The 18995-nt window shown below is 43.5% G+C and carries 17 protein-coding genes and 1 riboswitch; of the genes, 4 read left to right on the plus strand and 13 right to left on the minus strand.

Annotated elements, in window-relative coordinates:
* Window positions 1–8 precede the first annotated feature (8 nt).
* The 3 genes from B9Y67_RS07980 to galU all read right to left on the minus strand — a co-directional run bounded on the left by B9Y67_RS07980 (window position 9) and on the right by galU (window position 3587).
* Complete coding sequence (locus B9Y67_RS07980; protein WP_085506205.1) at window positions 9–1127, minus strand: glycosyltransferase; 1119 nt, start codon at window positions 1125–1127, stop codon at window positions 9–11.
* 251 nt (window positions 1128–1378) lie between these two features.
* A complete protein-coding gene (locus B9Y67_RS07985) occupies window positions 1379–2686 on the minus strand; it encodes a UDP-glucose dehydrogenase family protein (protein WP_085506206.1) in 1308 nt (435 codons plus the stop codon).
* A 13-nt stretch (window positions 2687–2699) separates the two neighbouring features.
* Window positions 2700–3587 (minus strand): UTP--glucose-1-phosphate uridylyltransferase GalU, encoded by an 888-nt coding sequence (gene galU / locus B9Y67_RS07990; RefSeq protein WP_085506207.1) that lies wholly within the window; start codon window positions 3585–3587, stop codon window positions 2700–2702.
* A 209-nt stretch (window positions 3588–3796) separates the two neighbouring features.
* Here galU and B9Y67_RS07995 point away from each other — a divergent pair, with 209 nt between their 5' ends.
* Window positions 3797–5110, plus strand: a complete 1314-nt coding sequence (locus tag B9Y67_RS07995) for a nucleotide sugar dehydrogenase (protein WP_085506208.1) — start codon at window positions 3797–3799, stop codon at window positions 5108–5110.
* Between the two features lie 33 nt (window positions 5111–5143).
* Here B9Y67_RS07995 and B9Y67_RS08000 read toward each other — a convergent pair whose 3' ends face one another.
* The 7 genes from B9Y67_RS08000 to B9Y67_RS08030 form a co-directional block, all read right to left on the minus strand.
* Window positions 5144–6235: a glycosyltransferase family 4 protein gene (locus B9Y67_RS08000; RefSeq protein ID WP_085506209.1), complete on the minus strand. Its 1092-nt coding sequence runs from the start codon at window positions 6233–6235 to the stop codon at window positions 5144–5146.
* Between the two features lie 525 nt (window positions 6236–6760).
* The gene (locus tag B9Y67_RS08005) at window positions 6761–7393 is read right to left on the minus strand and encodes a hypothetical protein (RefSeq protein ID WP_085506210.1); all 633 of its coding nucleotides are present in this window, start codon (window positions 7391–7393) and stop codon (window positions 6761–6763) included.
* Between the two features lie 159 nt (window positions 7394–7552).
* Complete coding sequence (locus B9Y67_RS08010) at window positions 7553–8032, minus strand: VanZ family protein (protein WP_085506211.1); 480 nt, start codon at window positions 8030–8032, stop codon at window positions 7553–7555.
* A gap of 91 nt (window positions 8033–8123) precedes the next feature.
* A complete protein-coding gene (locus B9Y67_RS08015) occupies window positions 8124–9383 on the minus strand; it encodes a tetratricopeptide repeat protein (protein ID WP_085506212.1) in 1260 nt (419 codons plus the stop codon).
* An 11-nt stretch (window positions 9384–9394) separates the two neighbouring features.
* Window positions 9395–10663: a tetratricopeptide repeat protein gene (locus B9Y67_RS08020; RefSeq protein ID WP_085506213.1), complete on the minus strand. Its 1269-nt coding sequence runs from the start codon at window positions 10661–10663 to the stop codon at window positions 9395–9397.
* Window positions 10664–11077: 414 nt separating this feature from the next.
* Window positions 11078–11977 carry an AEC family transporter gene (locus B9Y67_RS08025; protein ID WP_085506214.1) on the minus strand — a complete coding sequence of 300 codons (900 nt, stop codon included), beginning with the start codon at window positions 11975–11977 and terminating at the stop codon, window positions 11078–11080.
* A 149-nt stretch (window positions 11978–12126) separates the two neighbouring features.
* Entirely contained in the window at window positions 12127–12981 is an 855-nt protein-coding gene (locus B9Y67_RS08030) for a MurR/RpiR family transcriptional regulator (RefSeq protein WP_085506215.1), read from the minus strand.
* Between the two features lie 202 nt (window positions 12982–13183).
* On the opposite strand from B9Y67_RS08030, the gene gntK reads away from it, so the two are divergent.
* The 3 genes from gntK to gnd are packed head-to-tail and all read left to right on the plus strand — an operon-like array spanning window position 13184 to window position 17029.
* Window positions 13184–14743 carry a gluconokinase gene (gene gntK / locus B9Y67_RS08035; protein ID WP_085506216.1) on the plus strand — a complete coding sequence of 520 codons (1560 nt, stop codon included), beginning with the start codon at window positions 13184–13186 and terminating at the stop codon, window positions 14741–14743.
* Window positions 14744–14757: 14 nt separating this feature from the next.
* Window positions 14758–16107: a GntP family permease gene (locus B9Y67_RS08040; RefSeq protein WP_085506217.1), complete on the plus strand. Its 1350-nt coding sequence runs from the start codon at window positions 14758–14760 to the stop codon at window positions 16105–16107.
* 25 nt (window positions 16108–16132) lie between these two features.
* Complete coding sequence (gene gnd, locus B9Y67_RS08045) at window positions 16133–17029, plus strand: phosphogluconate dehydrogenase (NAD(+)-dependent, decarboxylating) (RefSeq protein ID WP_085506218.1); 897 nt, start codon at window positions 16133–16135, stop codon at window positions 17027–17029.
* A 57-nt stretch (window positions 17030–17086) separates the two neighbouring features.
* Here the strand turns inward: gnd and B9Y67_RS08050 are convergent, their stop codons facing one another.
* The 3 genes from B9Y67_RS08050 to murQ form a co-directional block, all read right to left on the minus strand.
* Entirely contained in the window at window positions 17087–17404 is a 318-nt protein-coding gene (locus tag B9Y67_RS08050; RefSeq protein ID WP_085506219.1) for a helix-turn-helix domain-containing protein, read from the minus strand.
* Window positions 17405–17567: 163 nt separating this feature from the next.
* Window positions 17568–17720 carry an anti-repressor SinI family protein gene (locus B9Y67_RS08055; protein ID WP_139823756.1) on the minus strand — a complete coding sequence of 51 codons (153 nt, stop codon included), beginning with the start codon at window positions 17718–17720 and terminating at the stop codon, window positions 17568–17570.
* A 25-nt stretch (window positions 17721–17745) separates the two neighbouring features.
* A riboswitch (cyclic di-GMP riboswitch) is annotated at window positions 17746–17852 on the minus strand.
* A gap of 221 nt (window positions 17853–18073) precedes the next feature.
* A complete protein-coding gene (gene murQ / locus B9Y67_RS08060) occupies window positions 18074–18982 on the minus strand; it encodes an N-acetylmuramic acid 6-phosphate etherase (RefSeq protein ID WP_085506220.1) in 909 nt (302 codons plus the stop codon).
* Window positions 18983–18995: the final 13 nt, after the last annotated feature.

Here is an 18995-nt window from a genome sequence, read left to right on the forward strand (position 1 = left end):
TTCGTTTCCTATTGTTCTAGTGTTTCGATGAACATTGTTTCGTATTCTTCGGCAATTTTTCTCGCATGAAAATCATTCGTGCGTTCGATGCCTTTTCTGACTATTTCAGCGCGCTGGTTTTCTTCCAATATAAGCAATTCGTAGATTTTCTTTGCCATATCTGCTTCGTCCCCAACCTTACACATTGCTCCGAATTCTCCATTGTTCAGTACCTCGACCGCTCCAGGGCGGCAGCTTGTAGAAACAATTGGCGTCCCTGTCGCTAGAGCTTCCGCCAACACGTGGCCGAATCCTTCTCTTTTAGAAGAAAGAACAAAGGCATCGGCATGATGGAAATAAAGATAAGGGTTGCGCTGGAAACCAAGGAAGTGAACTTTATCAGCGACTCCAAGGGTGTTAGCAAGCTGCTTCAAGTCTTGCTCTAGTTCTCCTTCGCCCAGGATGACCAGTCTGGCTGCAATACGCTCGTTCACCTGCTTGAAAGCTCGTAAAAGCGTCCGATGATCCTTATCATTGACCATTCTGCCAGCAGTAATGAGCACCTTGTCATCTCCTGCAAAAATAGGCTGGTGTTCTTCTGGCAAAGCTTCTTTTTTCATCATGGTACGGATGGTATCAATATCGACAGGATTGTAAATGACGGTTATTTTGTCAGGCTGTACATTGTACCGTTTCACGATATTCTCCTTTACCCCATGTGACAAGGCGATAACCCTGCCTACACGGCGGTAAAGTAACCCATAGAGCTTCAGTTTAAAATCCGCCTTAAAACTTCCGCCAAGATAAGCTGCTTCCCGTACAACATTTTTCGCCTTCGTCCCTGAAATGATCGTCGCGAGAATTGCAATCGTATTATAATTTGGAATCGTGCTGAACACGATATCTGCCTTTTCTTTGCGGATCACTTTCGCTAGCGGAATGATAGCGGAACGCAGCCGCTTCGTATCCAGCTTAATGAACGTAACGTCTGGATCCAGGTAAGACTCATAGCTTCCATTATAATCCAAAGTGACAAGAATCGGGGTGAATTTTTCCCGGTCCATGTTGTTGATGATATTCAAAATTGTGCGCGCTGCACCGCCCGCACCTAGTTGATAGATAAAAAACAGAACTTTCTTCTTTTTCATTTCGGCTTCAGCCTTTCGTTACATAAAAAGCACCATTATACTTCACGCATTATATCATAGCCAAACTGATAAATAAATTGTCGGAAAGATTACAAAACAGCAACATTAAGCAATTACTTTTCCCATTAATTGGAGGGATCCGGGGTGTGATTTAACACACCCCGGATCCCTCCAATTATTTGATATTTATTTCAATATAAAAAAGCTCACAGGATATTAGTTTCCCTGCAAGCTTTCTAGCTAATTGGTGATTATCCGTAAATGACCGGGCGGCCGATGGAGTGGTACTCGACGCCGCTGTTTTTGACCTGGTCGAGGTTGAAGCAATTACGTCCGTCAAATAAGAGCGCTTTATTCATTCTTTCTTTATAGCCGGAAAGCGGGAATTCTTTGATTTGCTTCCATTCTGTAAGAATGATTGCAACATCAGCATCCTGCACCGCTTCTTCGGCAGTTTCGGCATAGTTCACTTGATCCGGCAGCACCTTTTTCGCGTTGTCGACAGCAACTGGATCATAGGCTACAACAGTTGCGCCTTCTTCGAGCAGTTTTTCGGTTACGGCGATCGACGGCGCTTCCCGCATGTCGTCCGTGTTCGGTTTAAATGATAGGCCAAGGACAGCTACATTTTTGCCTTTCAGGTCATAGATGCGTTTGAGCAGTTTATCGACGATGATGCTGCGCTGACGTTCATTGACATCCACCACATTTTCCAGGATCGGCATGTCATAAGCGATCTCCTTGCCGATGGATATAATAGCCCGTGTATCTTTAGGAAAACAGGAACCGCCAAAGCCGATCCCGGCATTCAGGAAGCTTTCCCCGATACGCTTATCCATTCCCATCCCTTTAGCAACATGGTCAATGTTCGCACCGATCTTCTCCGAAAGGTTCGCCATTTCATTAATGAAACTGATTTTCGTTGCCAAAAATGCATTAGAAGCGTACTTGATCATTTCGGCACTTCGCAAATCCGTCTTGACGATCGGCAGGTTGAACCCGGCATTTACTGCTTCCAATAGTTCTAAGGCTTCTTCATCATCGGAACCGATCACGATCCGGTCCCCATGAAAAGTATCATAAACAGCAGAACCCTGACGTAGGAATTCTGGATTCGAGGCAACTTTTATATGTACCTCATGCACCAGGTTCGCTTCAATCGTTTCCTTAATATACTCATTGGTTCCGACTGGCACGGTACTCTTGGTCACGATGACCGTGTCGTTCTCCAGGTGTTCTGCAATGTCACGGCTCGCCGCTTCAATATAGGTCAAATCAGCGGAGCCATCTTCTCCCTGTGGTGTGCCGACAGCAAGATAGACAAGCTGTTTGTCCTTCAGGCCTTGCTCATAATCGGTGGTAAAATCAACCTGTTCACTGCGGAGATTCTTCTGAAGAAGTTCTTCCAGTCTTTCTTCATAGATAGGGCTTTTCCCGCTATTCAGCTTTTCTACTTTTTGTTCATCAACGTCGATGCAGGTGACATGATGGCCAAGCTCCGCCAGGCAGACACCGGTGACCAGGCCGACATAGCCTGTGCCGATTACTGCTATTTTCATAAGTCCTTCACTCCTAGTTGTTTCTTAGGTTGTCCAGCTTCTTTTCCATATAAGCTTTGATTTCTTCATGTAAGTCTTCCCGGTTCAAGGCGAAGTCGATCGTCGCCTGGACGAAGCCGAGTTTTCCTCCGATGTCATATCGTTTCCCGGTAAAATTGTACGCAAGTACCTTTTCCCGGTCATTCAATGTTTCAATTGCATCGGTCAGCTGGATTTCGCCGTCTTTGCCAGGAGCCTGTGTTTTTAAAATACCGAAGATTTCCGGCGACAGCACGTAACGGCCCATGATGGCCAGGTTGGAAGGTGCTTTATCGACCGGTGGTTTTTCTACCAATGATTCAGTTTCCTGTACGGCTTCTGGGTAGCCATTTTTATCAGATGGGTTAATGATGCCATATTTCGAGACATTTTCCCAAGGGACATCCTGAACGCCGACCACAGAGTGACCGTACTGATCATAGACATCAATCAGCTGCTTCAGGCATGGCTCCTCCGCCTCCACAATATCGTCCCCTAACAGGACGGCAAATGGCTCATTGCCCACAAAGCTCTCAGCGACACTGATGGCATGACCGAGCCCTTTTGGTTCTTTTTGTCGGATGTAATGGATATTGGCCAGACTGGAAATCGACTGGACCATTTCCAGCATGTCTGTCTTTCCTTTTTGAGTGAGTTTTTCTTCCAATTCATAGGAAGTATCAAAATGATCCTCAATGGCACGTTTACCGCGGCCGGATATGATGATAATATCTTCGATGCCTGACTGGACCGCTTCTTCTACGATATACTGGATGGTCGGTTTATCGACGATTGGCAGCATTTCTTTCGGCTGTGCCTTCGTAGCAGGTAAAAAACGAGTCCCAAGCCCGGCAGCCGGGATGATTGCCTTTTTTACTCTCATGGTTACTATCCCCTTTTTCAATCACGATAGTTTATATGCTAGTAGCTATTCTATCATAAACCATCCCCATTGAATAAAACATCAACTGTCATTAAATTGTTATATACGTATAATATTAACCGCTACACAAATGTTATAGATGCATGTATGATATTATTGTTGTACTATATACGATAAAACTTCCCATATAAAGGCAGGAATTTAAAATTATGAGTCTATATTCAAAGTTACAGGCAAAAGAAGAAAGAATTGCGGTAATTGGCTTAGGTTACGTCGGACTTCCACTAGCCGTGGAACTGGCGAAAGAATATGATGTTGTCGGCTTCGATGTCAACGAAGCGAAGCTGGACAAATATAAGTCTGGTATCGATGTAACAGATGAAGTCGGTAATGAAGCTTTATCCCAAACTTCCATGACCTTCACAAATGATGAAGATGAATTAAAAAGTTGTAAGTTCCATGTCGTAGCTGTTCCTACACCAATCAATGTCGATAAGACACCTAACCTGAACCCTGTAATTGGTGCGAGCAGAACAGTTGGCCGCAACCTGACAGAAGGTTCGATCGTGGTCTATGAATCAACCGTGTACCCGGGGACTACGGAAGAAATCTGCATTCCTATTTTGGAAGAGGAGTCCGGCTTGTCTTTCGGCAAAGACTTCAAGGTGGGCTATTCTCCAGAGCGAATCAACCCTGGTGATAAAGTGAATACCCTAACCAAAATCACCAAAATCGTTTCTGGATCCGATGATGAAGCACTACAGGAAATCTCTGCTCTATATGGTTCTATCATTGAGGCTGGAGTTTTTGAGGCAGAATCAATTAAGGTTGCTGAAGCCGCTAAAGTCATCGAAAACTCCCAACGTGATATCAATATCGCATTTATGAATGAATTATCGATGGTTTTCAACAAAATGGGCATCAGCACAAAAGCCGTACTGGAAGCTGCAGGAACCAAATGGAACTTCCTGAAGTTTACACCTGGTCTTGTTGGCGGTCACTGCATCGGTGTTGACCCTTATTATTTCACTTATAAAGCAGAGCAGCTTGGCTATCATTCGCAAATCATCCTGTCTGGTCGTAAAATCAATGACGACATGGGCAAATATATTGCAAGTAACGTCATTAAGAAAATGATCAAGGCAAAACAGGAAGTGGATGGAGCGAAAGTAGCCGTGCTCGGTCTTACATTTAAAGAAAATGTCGGCGATGTTCGGAACACGAAAGTAATTGACATCATTGAGGAATTGAAAGAATATGGTGTCGAGCTGCTTGTCCATGACCCGGTGGCGGATGCAGAAGAGGCACAAAGAGAATTCGGCATCACCTTGGTTGATAAAGAAGAACTGACCGATTTGGATGCGATCGTCTATGCTGTTCCTCACCGAGTATTCAAAGAAGCATATCCTTTAGAACAGCTTGACAGCATGTATAAAGATGACCGAAAAGTACTGATCGATGTCAAAAGCTCCCTGGAGCGTAAAGAATGTGAAGATAAAGGCTACCATTATTGGAGCCTCTAAACGAAACGCCCTGCCTAACCAGCAGGGCGTTTTTCATGAGGAATCCTTTTCTTTTTTAGATGACTTTGATGCTGTTTTTTTGACCGTATCAATGACGGGTTTCTTTCCTCCCCTCAGAACTCCGGTCATTTCAGCAAATAAGTGCAGAAGGACTAATATTAAGAACGTGAGTCCTAACGCCAGCGCAAAGGATGCATAGGAAAAAATTACTCCAAGGAATCCAAAAAATGCACTGAAGCCATATAAAATCAGAACTGTCGTCCGATGACTCAAGCCGGCTGCAATTAACTGATAGTGGATATGCTGGCTGTCTGGAGACATGATATTCTGTTTATTCCGAAGCCTCCTTAAAATAGAGAACATGGTATCGAAGATCGGGATTGCCAATACAAGAATCGGAATGATGAAACTGAAGAAAGTGATACTCTTCATTAAACCGACAACAGAAATGACTGCAACAGAATAGCCAAGAAATAAGGATCCTGTATCTCCCATGTAAATCTTCGCCGGATAAAAATTATGCGGCAGGAAACCAAGATTACTGCCAATCAATACCACACAGAACATGACGGCTGCAGCATGATTGTCAATAAACGCCATCACCGTAATACTTGTCAATGCGATGGTTGTAACTCCTGTAGCGAGCCCGTCCAGCCCATCGATTAGATTGATCGCATTTGTGACCCCGATAATCCAGAAAAACGTCAGGATGACACCAACAAAATGATTCAATGGAATCTGACCAATCAATGGAATCGTCAGGTTTTCCATAACCAATCCTGAAGAAATCAAAATGACAGCTGCAATGATTTGACCAGTAAGCTTTACGAGTGGACGCAATTGATAACGATCATCCAGTAATCCGGTAAGTGTCACAATGGCAGCTCCGATAGATATCGGCCAAAAAAAATCGTTGGTAGGCTGGAAATATACGAGACCAGCCACAGCACCGGCAAAGATTGCCAGGCCTCCCATCCGAGGTGTTACCGTTGTATGTATCTTTCTAAGCTCCGGATAATCCATGACTTTCAGCTTCTGAGCCAGCTTACGCACTGGAAAGGTCAGTAAGAAGCTTGTTCCAAAAGAGATTACCAGTCCAATAAGCAAATTATTTATAGCAAGCATAGGGGGACCCCACTTTATCGTTAATGTTTGATTATCTAAGTCAGACCTCTTTCATTCTACATGATTATCTTATAATCATAAAGCGGGCATATGAAATTTGAGTCCCCTCACAATCGATTTGAAACGATTCAACCTAATTGTTGAATCAATTGCTCAATCGCTTCCTCTGTCGTTTCGATTTCTTCCATTTCACTTTGCCTGATTATATTTTGTAACACTTCACTCAAATTTATATCTTCCTTCATTGTAATTAGCTCCTCTTCCCTTTTATTTATACATATGCATCTTTCGGTTGCTTGGTTTATACTACATATATTTACATATCGATACGACAGTAAACTTCGATTTACGACTGTATCAGTTAAGATAGGGTATATTTCTCCATTAAAAAAACTTGGCTTATTGCCTAGCCCTTATGGCAAAAGCCATTGTATTTTCTTATACTTTAACCTATTAACAAAAATAAATTTCCGAAAGTATAAAAAAGGTTTGCCTTTACCAGGCAAACCTTCCTTTTGATTTTTATCAGCAAGTCGTCCTTGCCCTTTGACGTCTACTTTTAATATTCACTACACATTCAGAAGTATTCAAACGGACAATTTCGACTCCTTGTGCAAGTTCGAATAATTCTTCAACATACCTGTCACTCTCTTCTAAGTTTCCGTGACAATGGTATTTCATTGCTAAATAATGAAATAAAGCTTTGTCGAACATTTTATTATGCTTGATAAAATCATTTGACTTATCCAAAAAATAGCTTAAATAATTATCTTCAATCCATGCTGCATGCTCGAACATCTGCTTTTGATAATGGTAGACCGTCAGCAGCAGATGATAGATCATTTCCTGATGAAGGGATGGAATCGGCTGATAAAACTCTATCTCAGTAACGACGGTATCAATATCCCTTTTCACTCCTGCAAATAAAGCATTTTGCAGCTTTTGCAACAAATTATGGAGATACTGATCGGTCATCTTATGGTCTGCAAAATAGGATACAGGCCTGTCGAAGTATTCGCTGAGGTACTGGATGCTTGAAGGTGGCAGTTGAATCAATCCCTTTTCGAGCATCTTTATTTCCTCACTTGGGATATCAAGCTCGTCTATTGTAACCCCGTTGATATGACATAAATAATCGATCCTCGACTTCAAATTCATCATAACGCCTCCCGCACTGGATGTCTGTTAATGATTAAACCCAATGTATCACAAGGCATTTAAGAAGTTTGTCATTTCTTGTAAGGATATTCTGTTTATTGTGAAAAGTTTTCGACAAATACGGGAGATTTCCCGGGAAATAGTTGATTTCAGACAAAATTATTTTTCTGATTTTCGAAAGGATGACACAATAAACAGGATTCCCACAGCAATTGTCGCACCTGTCGTATCTAATAATACATCACCGAAATATGGCGTGCGGTTGGGCGTCTGCCCTTGATGCCATTCATCAAAGGCAGCGTACAAAACAGTCAAAATCCACGCTATGAGCATTAATCCGCTAGTGGCCAGACGAGTAGATTTTTTCAAAGCATAATAGAATAACAGCGTCAGAACAAGAAACACTGTTATATGAGCACTTTTTCGGATAAAAAATTCTACTAAACCCGCCGTCCCTAACGCTTCAAGACTTACTTCAGAATGGTGATAAGTAAAATGGACCGGATCAAGAACAGGATTTAGAAAGGATAAGTCTATATATTCCGATAACATCGGTTTAATATCCTGCTCTTGATATGGCTGGGAGGAAGAATAAAAAATGCCCGCCATCCATAAGACCGGTCCTATCCAATATTTCATGTCTGGCTCCTCCTTTTCCTAATGACTTAATTCGATGAAAGTTTAACGTACTTATCTGCATAGGAAAACCTGCAAGCTAATGCTTGCAGGATCAGGCATTTTTCGAAGTGATATCAGATTCCGCCTTATGAAGCCGTTCATATTTCTCCTGGAGCTGTTTCGCTTTCTTTTCATATAACATCGCAAGGACTGGATATATTTCATCCAATTTTCTCTTGATTTGGTGATTTTCGTAGTAAGCAATCAGTTCTTCGTAAACAGTTATCGCCCGGTTGATATCCGTTCTTTCTAATATTTTCGCCTGCATTTGTTTCGCTAAGGATTCTTCCCATTCGTCGGCAGCTTCTTGTATCGCTTTTTTCCGATACATATCGGCGGCCGATATGTCATCTAAAGCAAGATACATATTGGTTATATTAATGTAGCCATGAAATAACCCTTCCTTCAGATTATATTCCTGTTGCAGGCGTATCGCCTGGCGATATCCCTTCAGGGCGTCAGTGTATTTTCCCGTTTTCTTATAAATGATCGCTAAATTATTTTGTCTGCGCGACTCTGTCAATGGATCCAAGTCAAGGGTCCCCATTTGTTCAAAATACTGAAGCGCCTTTGGATAGATTTCTTTCCACATATAAAAAACACCCAGGTAATTCCATGCGATCGATAAGCCACGCGTTCGCTTGTGAGCTTTACTATACTCGCTGAGCCGCTTCATATAGTCTATAGCCAGATCATAATCCTTACTGTCTCTTAATATTAATGCGAGATTTTGCATGATAGAGATGACTTCATCCGGATTTTTTGTTTTTTCTAAGAGCCGTTCGAAATAAGCGAACGATTCTTCCCGGTTGCCTTCGGAATAATATTTGACACCGTAATAATAAAAGAGGGCTTTTTGAAATACGCTCGATTCCTTGAGCACATTATATGCCGGAAGCATAAATAACAAATATTCCTTTTCGATACGTTCCGCTTCCTGTTGCTGGTTTCTTTTGTAAAGGTGTATAGATTTGAGTAAGTGAAAAATGACCTCCTGGGTCACATCCGAAAGCCTCCATGGTTGATCCAGCTGTTCCACTATGTCAGCCGCTTCACTGCTATTGGTAAGCAGGGCATGCTGTAATAATTGAAGTTGGCGGAATGTAACCAGATCGTTTTTATCGTAATCGTTAAAGTAGGATACAGGCACACCCCACCATTCAGCCAGATGCACAGCCTGGTGTGCAGTCAGTGGGAGTTGTCCGGAAAGTATCTGTTCCCACTCCTCTTCTGTTATAATACTTTTATTTAAATATGGGGGTGGAAGGCGATCTATTTCTATTAAACGTTTTAACCGTTTTGCAATTTTCATTGAACCATCCTCTAAGCGTGTTTTGTCTCTTTTTGCTTTTTATGCAAAGCCTCATGGCGTTTTTTATACAAACTTTCCATATCACTATTTCCTATCATTTTATACAGCTCCGCAAGCGCTGGGTATAGCTCATCCAACTCACTAATGAACTGGACTTTTTCGTAATATTTTAATGCCTGTTCATACAAGTCAATCGCCGTTTTCGGATCGCTTTCTTTTTTCATCTCCGCTTCTACCTTTTTAGCAAGTGATGTTTCATCTTCATTCCCTGCTGTTTGATAAGCCAGCTTGAGATAGTGGTTAGCATCATCCTGCTGTTTGGCTAAGAAATAGTTTCTGGCTAATGCGTGATAGGCTAAGAAAAGGTCTTCCGTCAGTTGATTGGACTCTTTGATGTCCTTCGATTCAAGAAACATTTCAATCGCTTCCTGGCGACGCTCTTGCTTGCTGTAAAGGATACCAAGGTTATGGTACATCCGTGAACGCATGAGCGGTGTCAGATCCAGATGTTCCATTTTTTCAAAATAATAGATAGCTGTCGGATAATTCTCTTTTAATAAATAAAGAACCCCAAGGTAATTTCGTGCAATGGCAAGCCCTCTATTCACTTTATTTGTTAAGCTGAACTCTTCCATCCGTTTCGCAAAATCAATCGCACGGTCGTATTCCTTATTTTCATTAGCGATCAATGTGAGGTTCTGAATCAGTGAAATGACTTCTTCCTTATCACTCGTCATCTCCAGCAGCCGTTCAAAGTAAGCGAACGACTCCTCTCTTTTACCCTCATAATAATATTTAAAGCCATAATAATAAAACAGTGCTTTTTGAAAGACACCGCTTTCTTTCATGATCTGATTGTTCGGCAGCATATAGCTGAAATATTCTGACTCCAAAACAGCTGCATTATCCAGCTTATTTTTCTTATAAAATTGGACCGCCTGTAATAGCTTGAAAATCACTTCCTGCATTAAGGAGGGAATACTGTAAGGAGCAGAAAGTTCACTTAGTGTAACCTCTGCCTGCTTATTATTTGTCAGCATATCATGCTGCAGGATTTGGAGCTTGCGGTGTATATCTATGTCAGTTTTATCATAATCCGTCAGATAAGCATATGGGATCTCCCACCGTTCAGCCAAATAAATGGCCTGGTCTGTGCGCAGTGGAAGTAAGCCAGCAAGAATGGCCTCCCATTCTTGCTGGAGAAATGGACAATGATGAAAGTCCGGGTGTATGAAGTTCTCTGATTCCAGCAAGTAATTCAATCGATCGGCGATATTCATCGTTAGTTCCATCCTCTGAGTGAGATTCATGCTGTACTAATCATCAAACGATCAGCATGTTATTTGTTTTTGGGAGTATGTGTATGGTGGTATAAGGGTTATGAGAAGGTCATGGTGTAAGTTTCGCAGATTTAATTGACAGTTAATTCTTGGGACAGCTTTAATTCCTCAAGGATAATTGGTCCAATGAACAAGTACCGTTTTTTTGAAGTTTATGGAAATAACTGATATATTTGAACCGTTTTGCAGAGACTGGTTTAGCTCCTCTTCCGTCTCATAAACTATCATTCTGGGTCTATCATATCACACTATTATAGCACATGATTTTACAAATTATTACACAATTTTTAACGGAAATTACTATAAAACACCCCGGATCGCTCCAAAATTTGGAGGGCTCCGGGGTGAAGTTGTTTAAGCGCCTAGTAAGATTAGAAGTATTGGAAGGGTGATAATGCTTAGCAATGTGGTGACTAACGTAATACTTGATACTAATTCCGGTTTGGCATCGAACTGGAGGGCATACATTGTAGTCGTAGCTGCTGATGGGCAGGCGGCAGCTACAATCATCACTTTTGCCATCAATGGATCCATCGGCAGTACTAATGTCAACATATAGGCGATCAACGGGGATGCCAGCAGACGAACCGTCGCACCATAGCTGATTTTGACCCAGTTCATATTTTTTACGGTAATTTCAGCGAGCTGCATTCCGAGCGTAATCATCATTGTAGGAATCGTCGCATCCCCCACCAGCGTGATAGCAGATAACAGGCTATCCGGTACAGGAATCGACCCCAGGTTCATCACTAAGGCAATGATGACCGCGTAGGTCGGCGGCATTTTCAGCACGGATTGGAAGGCAAGCTTAATTCCCGCACTTCCCCTTGCTGCATAATACACACCGAAAAAGTTCATGATGATCGCCTGCAGCACCATAAACGAAACGGCATAGGTGAATGCTTCCTTCCCGAAAGCAAAAAGGATGATCGGCGTCCCGTAATTCCCTGAGTTCATGAAGGCAGTTGATAGAATCATGCCGCTCTCCATCGCCTGATCATAGTTTCTTAATTTAGCGACAATTTTATTAATTAAAAGGATCGCAATCAATAGCAATGCTGCAAAAATCAGCATGACGACATATTCTTTATCGAGCTCCGCTTCATAAAACGTATTGAATACGAGGTTCGGCAGCATGATGTATAACGTAATGGTAGCGAGCGACTTGATGTCGAGGTGCGCCACCAGCTGGATGATGTACCCCGCCCCGAATATGAGCAGGACCGGCAGGACAACGGAGAGAAATACTGTCATTGTGCTGTCAGCTCCTCTAGATTATTTGTTAGATATATGTGTGCTGCTGCCATAGTTATTTTCCTTTCTCTATACTGTTCGCGCTTTACAGTTGTGCTATCTCACTTGATTCCCCTGTTTGCGCTATTTTAATTCGCTCCTGCTCAACCTTATAATCTCTTCCGCGAAATCGCTTTTCGCATTTTCGCCATCGCCTTCTGGGATTGCTCTTTCTTTTTCACACTGTAATTAACATAGAGTGCATCTATAATCGAAAGTTCAGCAAGCCTCGATGCCAGCGCTTCGGAGCGATAGCCAGTTTCCGGTGAAACGGTATACAGACAGACGTCCACCGCCTTACTGAATGGAGATTTGGCATAGTTGGTGATACCTATTGTCGGGACCCCATTCTGTTTGGCGACATCAACGACTTCCAGCAAGTCCTTGTTCGTTCCGGTATGGGAAATGAACAGCGCTGCATCTTCACTCGTCAGCTGGGACGCTGCCATCAGCTGCAAATGCGTATCTGTATAGGCGTGGCTCGGCAGTCCGCTTCGCATGAACTTATGCTGGCCGTCCTGAGCCGCTACCCCGGAGCCCCCATTGCCATAAAAGTGGATCTGTTTTGCATTGAGTATGATATCGAGCACCTTTGTAAAATTATTTTCATTTTGGATTTCTCGTGTATATTCGATGGCATTGATGTTTGCCTGGAAAACTTTTTTCATAATATCCATTTCGGTGTCATCTTCAATGATCTCCTCATGAATATCTTTGATTGGGCTTACCAGCTCAGAAGCGAGCGCAATTTTCAAAGCCTGATAGCCTTTGAATCCAAGCCGCTTGCAAAAACGGAACACGGTTGCATCGGCCACTTTCAAATCGTCTGCCACTTGATTAATGGAAGAATGAACGATTTTCTCAGGATTGGAGATGATATAATCCGCAATCTGCTTTTCTTTTTCACTGAACTGCTGATATGATGAACGAATTCTTTTTAATACGTGTGATGGTGCTTCAGCCATGCTCCGTCCCCCTTTTTCAGACATGTAATCAGTTTAAACGATTTAATTTCCTATTAAAAGTAATAGGTGAAAATATTTTTCATCTGTAAGGGTTGATTCGAAAAATATTTATTGTATAATCGGTTTTGAAGAAAATAATTTTCACTACATGCATTATTTTTTTATTAAAATTGAAAACGCTTCAATGATGGGAGGGATAGAGATGCAGCAATCTGTTGTCATCGCCATAGATATCGGTACTACGAGCACAAAGACATTAGCCTATGATACCAAAGGAACCATTTGGTCAGAGGTGGAACAGGAATATCCGCTCCACTCCCCTGTGCCGACAAGAAAAGAACAAAACCCGGAAGAAATCTACCAGGCAGTAAATTCGACACTGACAGAAGTTGCTAAACAAGTCTCTGAGAAAAACGCCAGGATTGCAGGCATCGGCTTCAGTTCTGCTATGCACAGCCTGTTGGCACTCGATGAAAATGGCCAGCCGCTCACGAATGTGATCACTTGGGCGGACCAGCGAGCGACAGAGGAAGCAGAATCTCTGAAAGCGAATGGCGGGCATGACATCTATTTACGAACCGGAACTCCGATTCACCCGATGTCACCGCTGACGAAACTGCTCTGGTTTCGGAAATATAATCCGGAAGTTTTTGACCAGGCGGCGAAATGGGTTTCCATTAAAGAGTATGTATTTTTTCGATGGTTCCAGCGTTTCGTTGTCGATTATTCGATCGCTTCCGCTACCGGTCTATTCCATTTAGAAAATCTGAACTGGGATGAAGAAGCGTTGAAACTGGCAGGGATTAACGAACAGCAATTGTCCCACCCTGTTTCGACTACTTACACCCTTGAAGGAATAGACGAAAACCTGGCAGAAAAACTGCACCTTGACCCTTCAACCCCGGTGGTGATTGGTGCGAGCGATGGTGTTCTTGCCAATATCGGCGTCGGTGCTATTGATCCTGGAGTTGTCGCCTGTTCGATTGGGACAAGTGGAGCGATCCGGACTGTGGTCGACAAACCGACAGTCGATCCGAAAGGAAGAATCTTCTGTTATGCCTTGACGGAAGACCAATGGGTGATTGGCGGCCCGATCAATAACGGTGGCATCGCCTTCCGCTGGGCGCGGGATGAGTTGTTTGCTGACTTGAAAGAAGCTACAGAGGGAGATGTCTATCAGGAGCTGACCAGTCGGGCAGAGAAAATCCGTCCCGGTGCAGATGGTTTATTGTTTTTACCATACTTGACCGGTGAACGTGCGCCGTTCTGGGATGCCGATACCAAAGGAATGTTTTTTGGCCTGACCTTGAACCATGGACGCGACCATATGGTGCGCAGTGTGCTCGAAGGAGTCATGTTCCAGATGTATTCGGTCGTAATCGCTATGATTGAATCAGGCGTGGAACCAAAGCAGTTCCGTGCTGGCGGAGGTTTCGCCCGGTCGGAATTATGGCGGCAAATGATGGCGGATATTTTCGAAGCGGACATTGTCATTCCAGAAAGCCATCAAAGTTCGTGCCTCGGTGCTGCCTGGCTTACAATGAAAGCGCTTGGAATGATTGAAGACATAACTAGCATCAAATCAATCATCAATACAAAAATGAAGCATTGTCCAATTGATGAAAACTTGAAAATCTATCGTGATTTGAAGCCGATTTTCTTAAGGCTTGCCCGCCAGATGGGCGATGAATTCAAAGCAATATCGGATTTTCAGCGTACACACGGCCACGGAGACGAAAAATTGTCAACCAGAATTAACTAGAAAGGAGTTTTCACATGACTTCAACTGCAGGACTGATTATTACCGCTGTCCTCGGTGTTCTACTTTTGTTATTTTTAGTAATGCGTACCAAATTGCAGGCATTCATCGCTTTACTAGTCGTCAGTATTCTGATCGGGTTAGCTGTCGGAATGCCATTACAGGATATAATTTCGACAATTGAAGAAGGAATGGGAGGAACGCTCGGATTCATCGCCGTCATCATCGGACTTGGCGCAATGTTTGGCGAAATGCTGCGTGTCTCCGGTGGTGCTGAGCGTCTCGCCCTGACATTAATGGACAAGTTTGGGGAAAAGAATATCAGCTGGGCCATGGGGCTCACCGGCTTTATCGTATCCATCCCGGTATTCTTAGATGTCGCACTTGTCATCCTGGTGCCAATCTTATACAGTTTGACACAAAAAACACAAAAATCGCTCTTATACTTTGGTATTCCTTTATTAGCTGGTCTTGCTGTCACGCACAGCTTTATCCCGCCTACGCCAGGTCCAATTTCGGTCGCATCCCTGCTTGGGGCGGACCTGGGCTGGGTCATTCTGTTTGGTATTTTGGCTGGGGTTCCAGCGATGATAATTGCCGGCCCTATTTTTGGTAAATATATTTCCAAGAAAATTCATGTCGGTGTTCCGGAATATATGATGGAACAGATGAAAGAAACGGAGTTAGACAGAGATCTTCCCAGTTTTAAAAGCGTTGTAGCAATCATCACCCTGCCGCTTGTATTAATTTTATTAAATACGACTGCAAGCCTCGTATTATCTGAAGGCAGCACAGTGCAGAGCGTCCTGACATTTATCGGTCATCCCTTCGTGGCCCTGACAGTGGCTGCCCTGTTGACGTTCTATATCTTCGGCTACAAACGGGGGTATAAAAAAGAGGAAATCCAGAAAATCACGACAAAAGCGCTGGAGCCTGCGGGGATCATCATCCTTGTTACTGGAGCCGGTGGTGTATTTGGTGAAATGCTGATTACATCAGGAATCGGTGACATCTTGGCTGATATGATGAAAAATGCTCAAATGCCATTGATCGTGTTTGCTTTTATTACAGCAACTGTTGTGCGGATTGCACAGGGCTCTGCAACTGTTTCCATGATTACGGCAGCCGGGCTTGTCGCACCACTGCTAGATTCATTCGATGTCAGTGAACCGATGTTAGGGTTGTTGGTTATCTCCATCGCCTCTGGGGCAACCGTCGTTTCTCACGTGAACGATTCTGGATTCTGGCTCGTTAACCGTTACTTCGGTTTAACAGAAAAACAAACGCTCCAATCATGGACGATCATGGAAACATTGATCGGGCTGGTCGGATTCGCAGTAGCATTATTGTTGAGTATTTTCGTATAAAAAATAGAGAAAAGAGGTTGATCATATGAAAGTAGGTTTGATTGGATTAGGAAAGATGGGTTTCAATATTGGAGCTCAAATGCTGGAGAAAAATCATGAAGTTGTCGCAACTGATGTCAATGAGGAAGCTGTCCGCGACTTTGAAAAAGAAGGCGGAAAAGGCACGGACTCGTATGAGGAATTGGTGAATAGTCTGGAGCAACCACGCGTGATTTGGATGATGGTTCCTGCCGGGGAAATTACAGACCAAGTCATCGAAGAGCTCTCTCCTTTGCTTGATGACGGTGATATCCTGATCGATGGCGGGAATTCCAATTACAAGAAGACTCTCGCCAACCACGAGAAATTGAGCGCTAAAGGTATTCAGTTTTTCGATGTCGGAACCAGTGGCGGGATTTCCGGAGCACGTCATGGCGCCTGCTTTATGGTCGGCGGCGACAAAGAGACGTTTGAAACCATCGAGCCGCTATTCCGCGACCTAGCTGTTGAAGACGGGTACCTTTACACTGGAAAAGGCGGCAGCGGCCACTTCTTAAAAATGGTTCACAACGGTATTGAGTATGGCATGATGGCCGCAATTGGAGAAGGGTTCGAGCTGCTTGAGAAAAGCCCGTTTGATTATGACTATGAAGATGTCTCAAAAGTGTGGAACCATGGCTCCGTCATTCGCGGGTGGCTGATGGAACTGATGCAGGATGCCTTCCGTAAAGATGCCAATTTGGATGACATCAGAGGTGTCATGAATTCTTCTGGTGAAGGAAAATGGACCGTAGAAACAGCACTCGATTTCGAAACGCCGGCGCCGGTCATTGCACTTTCCTTGATGATGCGCTACAGATCCCAGGAAAATGATACATTTACCGGAAAAGTCGTATCTGCTTTACGCCATGAATTTGGCGGTCATGCTACTGAGAAGAAATAAGGAAAGTATAAAAATACCCTTGCACTTTCGGGAATGCCCGAGCGTGCAAGGGTTTTATTATTGTTTCAATTTCCATTTATTAAATTCCAGGTATTCTTTAAACTGTTCTTTCGTCACGCCTGACTCCTGTGCATCTTTGACGAGCTTCATCCATTCTTCATCGAGAGCAGGATCTTCCTCGCCGCCATGTAATAAATAATTAATAGAAACGTTCAACTCAGAAGAGATTTTCTCCAGGAATTGAATCGATGGATTCGTTTGAAGATTCCGTTCAATCGAGCTGAGGTATGATTTTGCCACCCCGGCCCGTTCCGCCAGCTCGGTTAACGATAATGCTCTTTGTGTACGGATTTCTTTAATTCTATCGCCTATCATCCCACTCACCCTCTTTTTAGAAAAACTGGCATATCACCAAGTTCTTATGGCGAAGGCCTAAGTATTTCTTATACTTTACCCCTTCAACAAAGGGAAACTTTTTTAAAGTACAAAAAAATTATACCATACAAAAGATGAGTGTTCTATGATAAGCACAAAGAAATCAGTTTCCGTATGTATTTGTTCTCCCTATCCGCCTTTCATCTAAGAAATGTCTCACCTCTTCCTTGCTCATCCCCATTTCTTTTGCCTGTTTCATCAATTCTACCCACTCCATGTCTAACCCGCCTGTTTTCACTTGTTTAGTAATCGCCATCACATGATCCTCCATTTTTAGTCTTTCAGGTAGTCCAGCCGCCATAGTTTTGTTCCTTTGTGTGCCATCTATGTACACCTTAGGCCTGCGACTTTGCGCCCTTATTTTTCAATAAGGTAGCCATTTTCTGAAGAATCTGTCTCATTTATTAAGTAGAATATACTATAGATGTGTTATTAAAGTGTGTAGAAATTTGTCGATGGTCGTGCACTAGTTTTGTCGAACGGTAATTTTTTGGAAAAATTGTAGGTTTTTAGTTTGTGTTTATGGTTCATTATGCCCAATCACTTACCAAGCGGGCATAAAAAAGCTTGCAGAATTTGGTTTTCTGCAAGCTTGAGTAGGTTCCTGTATTAATTTTTCTTCAGATGATTTACTGCAGCGGAGAAGTGTTCGTTTTCTTGTTTTAACACGCGGCTTGCTTTTTGAGCATCAATTTGGAACATGAGCATGAGGATGGCAATCCTTGCGTCTCCTTCTGCCTGGATGCTTGCTTTTTGTGCTTCTTCTTCGGTTGCGCCGGTCAGCTCCTGGATGATCGATACCGAGCGCTGCTTCAGTTTTTCATTGGTCGCCTGGACGTTTACCATCAGGTTTTTATAAACTTTCCCGGTTTTTACCATGGAAGCGGTGGATAACATGTTCAACACCATTTTTTGTGCAGATCCTGCCTTCAGTCTTGTTGATCCGGTCAACACTTCCGGTCCGACCAGCACTTCAATCGGAAAGTCAGCTGCTTCTGCCAGCGGAGTTTGTCCGTTGCATGTTAGGCCGACTGTTTTCGCACCGAGCTTTTTAGCGGCCTCGATCGCGCCTAGTACATACGGGGTCCGGCCGCTGGATGCAATACCTACTATGACGTCTTTCACATTGGCGGCTTCTTTAATCGCTTTTTCGCCTTCAGCCCAATCATCTTCGGCATTTTCGATAGCATGCCGGAGTGCGTGGTCGCCGCCCGCGATGATGCCCTGGACTAAAGTTTCCGGGACACCAAACGTCGGCGGGCATTCGGAGGCATCGAGAACGCCCAGACGACCGCTCGTTCCTGCACCTATGTATAACAGCCGACCGCCATTGTTCAATGCAGCGACAATCGTGTCGATTGCTTTTTCGATTTGCGGCAGGCTTTTTTCAATAGCAGCTGGGACTGTGTGATCTTCCTCATTCATCAGGCGGATGATTTCCATCGTCGATAATTCATCCAGCTGATGGGACTTGCTGTGCCTCGATTCGGTCAACGTTCGTTCTTTTGTGTCACCCATTCATTCAGCCCCC

Origin of the sequence: Thalassobacillus devorans, assembly GCF_900176565.1 — a bacterium.
In the GTDB taxonomy this organism is placed as follows: Bacteria; Bacillota; Bacilli; order Bacillales; family Halobacillaceae; genus Thalassobacillus; species Thalassobacillus devorans_A.